We start from the raw sequence: 7345 nt of genomic DNA on the forward strand, positions 1-7345 counted from the left end.
GCTGCGGTGGCTCGGCCTGCAGCGGCCGTGCAAGCTGCACCTCCGCCGGCCAAGTCTTCAAGCGCGTGGTGCGCGGCGGCCGGAGCCTCTCGGCGGCGCGTCGCACGGCCCGTGCTCACGCCGAAAGCTGCGCGGCTCGAGCGGATGTTCCTCGGCAAACAAGCCGCGCCGCGCGGCCCGCGCTGCGCGCTCTTCGCTCGCATACGGCCCCGCGTCGCCACGGTAGCGCGCCGACCAGGCATGACCTTCGCGGACCAGCCAGGCGCCGACGTCCTCGTCGCGCAGCCAGAGCGTACCGAGCGCGCGGCCGTGCTCGTCGGTGGCGCGTCGGCGCACGGTGACACGCTGGCCCTGCACACGCGCTGCCAGCGCCAGCGTTGCGACGCTGCCGTGCGCCTGGCAGCGCTCGGGCGCGTCGAGCCCGACGAGCCGCAGCTTCACGCGCTGCCCGTGCGGCCGCTCGGCACTGGCGTCGGTCTTCAGCCAGAGCGTGTCGCCGTCGCTCACATGGGTGACGACGCCGATCAGGTGCGTCTCGCTTGCGGCCGCGGCGCCGACCCCCGTGAGCGCGGCCAGCGCAACCAGCGCGACCCTCAGGCCGCGCCGTAAGTGCGCCACAGCCACCAAACCATGAGCGCCCCGCCGACGAGCCACAGCCCCACGACGAGCGCCGCGCCCCGCCAGCAAGCGTGGCAGCGGGTCGCGCCAGACCTCGGCTTCGCAGAGGCGCGCCTGCCATAGCGCGTCGGGCGCGAGCTTCACGGCCAGCGCGATGCCCAGCGGCAGCCGCATCAGGTCGTCGAGCGGGCCGAGCACGGGAATGAAGTGGGGGATCAGATCGATCGGGATCACCGCGTAGGCCAGCACCGCCAGCGCGAGCCACTTCGGCGCGCGCGGTGTGTCGGCGTGCTTGAACAGCTTCCAAGGCGCGAGCAAATACACGGCCAGGCGCGCGCGGTTGGCGGCTCCGAGCAAGCGGTTGAGCTTCATGCGCGATGGCGGCGCGCCGGCCACCGTTCGCTGGACGGATCGTCGATGGCCGCGTTCATGTCCCTGAGCATGCGTTCGAGCCGTTCATTGCGTTTCTCGGTGGTGAGTTTCTCGCGAAAGCGCTCCACCATCAGTGGCAGGCTCATCGGGCTGGGCAACGTCAGCTCGACGAAATCGATGCGGCGCGCGTCGATCGCTTCGAGCGTGGTGGTCAGGCGAGCGATGTCGATCTCCTGGCTCAGCACTTCTGATTCGGCCTGGCCGAGCAGCAGGTTGGCGCTGTCGTACTTGCGAAATACCTCGTAGAACAGGCTGCTCGAAGCCTGCAGTTGTTTCATGCTCTTGGGCGCACCGGGATAGCCGCTGAACACCAGCCCCGCGACGCGCGCAATCTCGCGAAAGCGCCGCCGCGCCAGCTCGCTGGCGTTGAGGCTGGCGAGCACGTCATCGAGCAGATTCCCGTGCGCAAACACCGACTTGTCGAGCACGTGCTCCAGCGGGATCGGCAGCGCACTCAGCAGCTCCAAGCCGTAGTCATTGACCGAGATGCTGAAGCTGTTGGCCCGCTCGCGGGCGAGCCGCCACGCCAGCAGCGAGGCCAGGCCGGTGTGAACGTGTCGAACCGCGAACGGGTAGACGCAGAGGCGGTGGCCCCTCGCGCGAGTCGAAGCGCTCGACCAACAGGCTGTGCGGCGTGGGCAGCTTCGACAGCCGCGCCTGGGCGCTGAGCATGGGCTCGGCCGCGCGCATTTCCGGGTCGGAGAAATCGCCCTCGACCGCGGCCTGCAACCGCTCGAGCACCGCATCGGCCAGCTCGTTGGACAAGGGCATCTTGCCGCCGGCCCAGCTCGGCACCACGCCCTTGTTGCCGGTGGCCTTGCGCACGTAGGCGGCCATGTCGTGGCTGCGCACGTACTCGAGCACGCGGCCGCCGAACACGAGACAGTCGCCCTTTTTCAGCCGGGCGATGAAGCTTTCCTCGAGGCTGCCGAGGCTGCCGCCCGACACCCACTTCACCAGCATCGCGGCGTCTCCCACGATGGTGCCGATCGCAAGGCGGTGGCGGCGTGCAATGCCACGGTCGGGGACGCGGTGGACACCGTCGACGTTCACCACTCGGTGGTAATCCGGATAGGCACCGAGGCTGGCGCCGCCGCCTTCGATCTGCAGCACACGCTCGACCGGCAGGAAATCCACGCCGAGGTCGAGCGAGGAGGTTGCGACCACCACCTTCAATTCGCCCGCCTTCAGCGCCGCGTCAACCCAGGCCCGCGCGGCTTTGTCCAGCGAGCCGTGATGCAGCGCGATGACGCCAGCCCAGTCGGGCCGCGCCTCGAGCAGCAGCCTGAACCAGGTTTCGGCCTGCGAGCGGGTGTTGGTGAAGACCAACGCCGTGGAGCAGCTCTCCAGTTCGTCCACCAGCGGCGCCAGCATCCGAGCCCCCAGGTGGCCGGCCCAGGAAAAGCGGCCGGGGTTGGCGGGCAGCAGGGTGTCGATGACGAGCGGCCTGTCGACGCGGCCGTGCAGCAGCGCCGCGCTCCGGTGCTCGCCGCTCGTGCCCACTGCGCGCGTGATGCGCGTGATGCGCGTGGTGCGCGTGGCGCCCGCCGTGTCCTGCGTGGCAGCGGCGGCGGCGCCGCCCAGCAGCACATCCGATGCCTCTTCCAGGTTGCCGAGCGTCGCGCTCAGGCCCCAGATCACCACTTCGGGTTCCAGTGCCGCAGGCGTGCCAGCGCAAGCTGCACCTGCACACCGCGCTTGTTGCCCATCAGCTCGTGCCAATCGTCGACGATCACGGTATGCACGCCCGCCAGCTCGTCCTGCGCATGCTCGCGCGTGAGCATCAGACTCAGGCTCTCGGGCGTGGTGACGAGCGCGGTGGGCAATCTCTTGTCCTGTCGCGCGCGCTCGGCGCTCGGTGTGTCGCCGGTGCGCAGGCCCGCGGCCCGGCGCCACCTCGGCCAACGGCAGCGAAAGGGCGCGCAACGTGTCGGCCGCGAGCGCGCGCATGGGGGTTTAGTCAGAGCACGCCCAGCACAGGCGCCGCGCGCGCCTTGGCAGGCGCCGCGACCCGGCGCCGTCGCGACCGAACCGCCGTATCGACGCGCCGCGCCGCACTGTCCGCAACGGCGGCTTGCGCTACAGCAGCGGCTGCGGGTTCTGCCGCCGCGGCGGCCGTGGTGTCATCCCGCAGCATGGCCAAGCCGCGCGCCACGGCGCCCAGCCATACCGCGAAGGTCTTGCCCGAGCCGGTGGTGGCGTACAGCAGGCCCGAGCGTCCGTCGGCCATCGCCGCCCACACCTCGCGCTGGAACGTAAACGAGGACCAGCCCCGGGAAGCGAACCAGCGCTCGGCCGCTTCGTTCATGCGGCGGCGGTCGCGGACCACGGGGCACTGACGATCCAGCCCTCAAGCGAGTCGAGCCGTGGCGGCATGCCGTGACCCGGCTGCGTGCTCGCCCACGCGGCCTGCACGAGGCACAGCACCGCGTCGAGCCGGTCGCCGCTGGCGTCGGCCACCAGGTCGTCGCGCTGCGCGTGGCGCAGCTTAAGGCGCAGGCCCAGGCGGGTGCGGCCTTGCTCGAGCGCCTCGACGATGTCCTTGCGCGCGATCAGGCGCTCGGGCGTCTGTCGCGCACGCTCGTCGCTCTTGTAGGAACGAGCGCCGATCAGCTCACGCGCCAACAGGCCCGGGTAGCCCTCGAGCGCAACGCGCCCTGGATCGCCCGCGTGCAGCGGCGCCAACGTCACCCCCGCATCGATAAGCCGCGGCACGCCGGCATGCAGCATGTAGGCCACCGGCGGATTGACCCATTTCATCGACGGGCTCGACCCCGCCGGCCCATCGCAGCGTCGATGCGCAAACTTGGCGCCGGCTGGCCGCGACGCACAGAAGGCCGCGAAAGTCGCGCGTATCTCGGCGCGCGACAGCGTCGCGTAGTGACGCATTAGGGGCAGCCATTCAAGCGGCCAGCCGAGCGCCTGAACCAGCTCGCGCGGCAGACCGAAGGGCAGGTCGAACACGCCGAGCCAGGGGCCGGGGCGCTGCAGCGAGGCCGAAAAAGCGTCGAGGGTGGGCAGCGCTTCCACGCCGTCGAGCCGCAACAGCCCGCCCACCCGGTGGCCCTGCGCCAGGGTGATCGGCTTGCGGCGCGTGGGCGCACTGGTGAAGTCCAGGCCCAGGAGGCGCAGCAGGGGAGGAGCGGGAGGGAGTTGCATCGCGGCGCCGACTCTAACGGCCGTCGCCGAGCGCCGTGCCGTCGCTGCGCCAAACCCCGCTTGGTGGGCAGCCTGACGTATTTCGGGTGTCTGGGCTCGGACATGCCGCGCACGGGCACCGTCGCTGCGGATCGGACGGTCGCCGCGCGGCGTGAGTGCGCCGCGCGCCGCCCGTGTCAGCCGAGCGCCAGGCCCGCCACGCCCGCGGCGATCAAGGCGGCACCAGCCACTCGCACGCGCGTGTCAACTTCGCCGAGCCGGCGCCCGCCCGGCAGTGCGGCGAACCGCTTCGCCACCTCGCGGACGGCGCCACATTCGGCAGCGGTGCGAGCCGCAGCGCACACAAGCACCATCCAGTCGAGCGGGCGCCACACTCAGAACCCCTGGCGCCACTTCAGGCCGACATACCACGCGCGCGGCGAGCCGGGCTCGAAGAAGCGGCTGCTGCCCTCGTTGACGATCACGCTGCCGGCATAGACGCGGTCGAACACGTTGTCCACGCGCAGCAGGGCGACGAGCCGACTCACGTCGCCGAACTTCCAGCCGTGCGACGCGCGCAATGCGAAGGTAGCCCAGCCCCCAGCGAAGTCGGTGTTGCGGTCGTTCACCGCGACCTTGCCCTGGCCGCGCCACTCGATGCCCAGGTCCGTCGTCTCGAGCGGCTTCCAGGCAAGCTCGGCAAAGCCGCTGCGCGCACTCGTGCCGGCGATGCGCTTGCCGGCCGCCACCAGGGCCTGGTTGCCGGGGTTGGCGGCATTGCAGGGCGCTGCGGTGCAGGTGAGAAAGGCGTCGTCGTAGGTGGCGCTGAGCCAGGTGAGCGCCAGCGCGGCGCGCCACTGGCGGTCGATCGCCCACGACGCGCCGACTTCGGCCCCGCGACGCGTCGTGGCACCGACGTTCTGGAAGGTCGAGCGGCCACCGGCGTTGGTGGCCACACCGATCTCGTTGTCGGTGCGCGCGTCGAACACGGCGGCGTCGAGCGCCAGACCGCGCGCTTCGTCACGCCACTTGGCGCCGATCTCGAACTGCTTGCTGGTCTGCGCCTGCAGGCCGCTGTTGAAACCGCTGCCACCGTCGGGGCGGTAAGCCAGCTCGTTGAACGTCGGCGACTCGAAGCCGCGACCGCCACTGACGTAGACGTTCAGATCCGGGTTCACGCGCCACTGCAGCGCCGCCACCGGGTTGGTGTAGCTGTACTCGAGCGCGGACGAATCGTCGCCGTTGCCGGTGCGGATGTAGCGGTCGTCGGTCTTGAACTCGACCCGCCCGCTGCGCACGCCCAGCGTGGCGGTCCAGTCCTTGGTGAACTGGATCTCGCCTTGGGCGTAGCCGTCCACGTTGCGCACGCTGTTGCGCTCGTCGCGGCGCGGCAGGCCGGTCACGCCGAGCACTTGGGTGGCGCCGGTGCCGATGAAATTCTCGAAGCCGTAGCGGTTTTCGCTGCTGCGCTCGAGCGCAGCACCGGCAACGAACTGCACGCCGCGCTCGCCGTCGAGCGCCCAGCGCCAGACCAAGCGACCGTCCAGTCCCTCGTACTTGCGGTCGAAGTCGATCACGCCACCGGGCTGCGTCGGCGGCGTCTGCGTGGCCACGGGGATCGCCTGCCACTGGGTCACCGAACGTTGCCCGTAGTAGCCGGTGAGCGCGCTCTCGCTCAAGGCGCCGAGTTCGTCGAAGCGGTGGCGCCAGGTCGCGCCGACCTGCTCCTGGTTGGTGGTCTTGCGCGTGTTGAAGCGAAAACCCTGGCCCGGCGCATCCTGCGGCAGCGCCACACCGGTGGTCTGGTGCGGGTCGGCATTGAACTGTGCACGCGTAAGGCCGAGCGGGTCCTCGGCCGGCGGGTTGATGTGGTTGACCGTCACGACCACCGTGTCGCGCTCGCCGGTCCAGCCCAGGCGCACATTAGCGAGCGTGCGCTCGGCGGCGCTGTGCGGCCGAAAGCCGTCGATCTCGAAGTGACTGGCCCCCACGCGCAGGTCGAAACCACGGCCCGGTGTGTCGCCGAAGGGTGCCTGAATCGTCACGCGGGCCTGCCGCAGCCCGAAGCTGCCGGCATCGAGGTCGAGTTCGGCATAGCGCTCACGCACGGGCCGGCTCACCAGCGCAATCACGCCACCCGAGCTGTTGCCGTAGAGCGCGGAAAACGGCCCGCGCAACACCTCGACGCGTTGCGCACCCGCCAAATCAAAGTGCGCCACCTGGCCCTGGCCGTCGGGCATGGTGGCGGGAATGCCGTCGCTGTAGAGCCGCAGGCCGCGCACGCCGAAGCTCGAGCGAGCACCGAAGCCGCGCGAGCTGATCTGCAAGTCTTGCGAGTAGTTGTTGCGGTGAGCGACCGTCAGGCCTGGTACGCGCGCCATCGCTTCGGACAGATTGACCATCGGGCCGGCGTCGCGCAACGTCTCCGCGTCGACCGTGCCCACCGAGTAAGGGGTGTCGAAGGCGCGCTGCTCGAAGCCCTTGCCGGTGATCACCATCGGCGCCAAGCGCGTACCCGCGGCCGGGTCGCTGGCCTGGGCCTGCGCGGCGGCAGTGCTGGCGATGGCGGCGCAGGCGGCTAACACGGGTTTGAGTGAGCGAAGCATGAAGGACTCTCTGATTCTATTTATTGAGGGGCGCGACTCTAACCGCGGGGCGGCCCGATCAGAATAGAGAAATTCTGCAAATCGCCACGGCCGGCACCGCTGTTGCCCCAAACTGTCGTTGAGAAAGTCAAGCGCTGCGTCGTTAATGCATCGAGTGCCGGTACATCTTTGGTTCGTTAAAGGAACTCAATTCGTGAATGAAGTGCTGCGCATCGTGATCGTGATCGTGACGGAGCCCCCCCGCGTCAGAATAGTTGTCGCCCCGATAGAACCGACAACCCGGGGGCGGCGATGAAGGACGAGAGTGGCTCGATACGGACAAGTATTCAAGGACCGCGCGGTGGCCAGGTTGCTGCCGCCGGAGAGTTCGGCGGTGGAGTTGGTGGCCCGCGAAGTGGGCAGAGCGAGATCGAGCGCGCGCAGCTGCTGTGCGTGGCCAACGAGCCGCGCTTCGCGGCGGTGCCGCCCGCGCGCATCGTGCCCATGCTCGCCGACGAGGGGGTGTACCTGGCCAGCGAGTCCAGCTTCGCCCGCGTGCTGCGCGCGCACGG

The 7345-nt window shown here is 70.0% G+C and carries 4 protein-coding genes and 2 pseudogenes; 1 reads left to right on the plus strand and 5 read right to left on the minus strand.

Features of this window, described 5'->3' with window-relative positions; genetic code table 11:
* Positions 1–57: 57 nt before the first annotated feature.
* The 5 genes and pseudogenes from RMO12_RS12995 to RMO12_RS13020 all read right to left on the minus strand — a co-directional run bounded on the left by RMO12_RS12995 (position 58) and on the right by RMO12_RS13020 (position 6794).
* A complete protein-coding gene (locus RMO12_RS12995) occupies positions 58–990 on the minus strand; it encodes a thermonuclease family protein (RefSeq protein WP_309639610.1) in 933 nt (310 codons plus the stop codon).
* Positions 987–3358: pseudogene (locus RMO12_RS13000) on the minus strand (DEAD/DEAH box helicase). The gene RMO12_RS12995 and the pseudogene RMO12_RS13000 overlap by 4 nt, the downstream one beginning before the upstream one ends.
* A complete protein-coding gene (locus RMO12_RS13010) occupies positions 3355–4209 on the minus strand; it encodes a DUF429 domain-containing protein (RefSeq protein WP_309639611.1) in 855 nt (284 codons plus the stop codon). The pseudogene RMO12_RS13000 and the gene RMO12_RS13010 overlap by 4 nt, the downstream one beginning before the upstream one ends.
* A gap of 176 nt (positions 4210–4385) precedes the next feature.
* Positions 4386–4583 carry a hypothetical protein gene (locus tag RMO12_RS13015; protein WP_309639612.1) on the minus strand — a complete coding sequence of 66 codons (198 nt, stop codon included), beginning with the start codon at positions 4581–4583 and terminating at the stop codon, positions 4386–4388.
* Positions 4584–6794, minus strand: coding sequence for a TonB-dependent receptor (locus tag RMO12_RS13020; protein ID WP_309639613.1), 2211 nt, complete (start codon positions 6792–6794; stop codon positions 4584–4586).
* A gap of 291 nt (positions 6795–7085) precedes the next feature.
* On the opposite strand from RMO12_RS13020, the pseudogene RMO12_RS13025 reads away from it, so the two are divergent.
* Positions 7086–7345 (plus strand): annotated as a pseudogene (locus tag RMO12_RS13025) (IS3 family transposase); the annotation flags it as partial.

The organism is Methylibium sp. (assembly GCF_031393925.1).
In the GTDB taxonomy this organism is placed as follows: domain Bacteria; phylum Pseudomonadota; class Gammaproteobacteria; order Burkholderiales; family Burkholderiaceae_C; genus Methylibium.

Excerpts from the sequence above, each read along its gene's own strand:
- RMO12_RS12995 (WP_309639610.1), bottom strand. The coding sequence starts at position 990 with ATGAAGCTCAACCGCTTGCTCGGAGCCGCCAACCGCGCGCGCCTGGCC.
- RMO12_RS13010 (WP_309639611.1), bottom strand. The coding sequence starts at position 4,209 with ATGCAACTCCCTCCCGCTCCTCCCCTGCTGCGCCTCCTGGGCCTGGAC.
- RMO12_RS13020 (WP_309639613.1), bottom strand. The coding sequence starts at position 6,794 with ATGCTTCGCTCACTCAAACCCGTGTTAGCCGCCTGCGCCGCCATCGCC.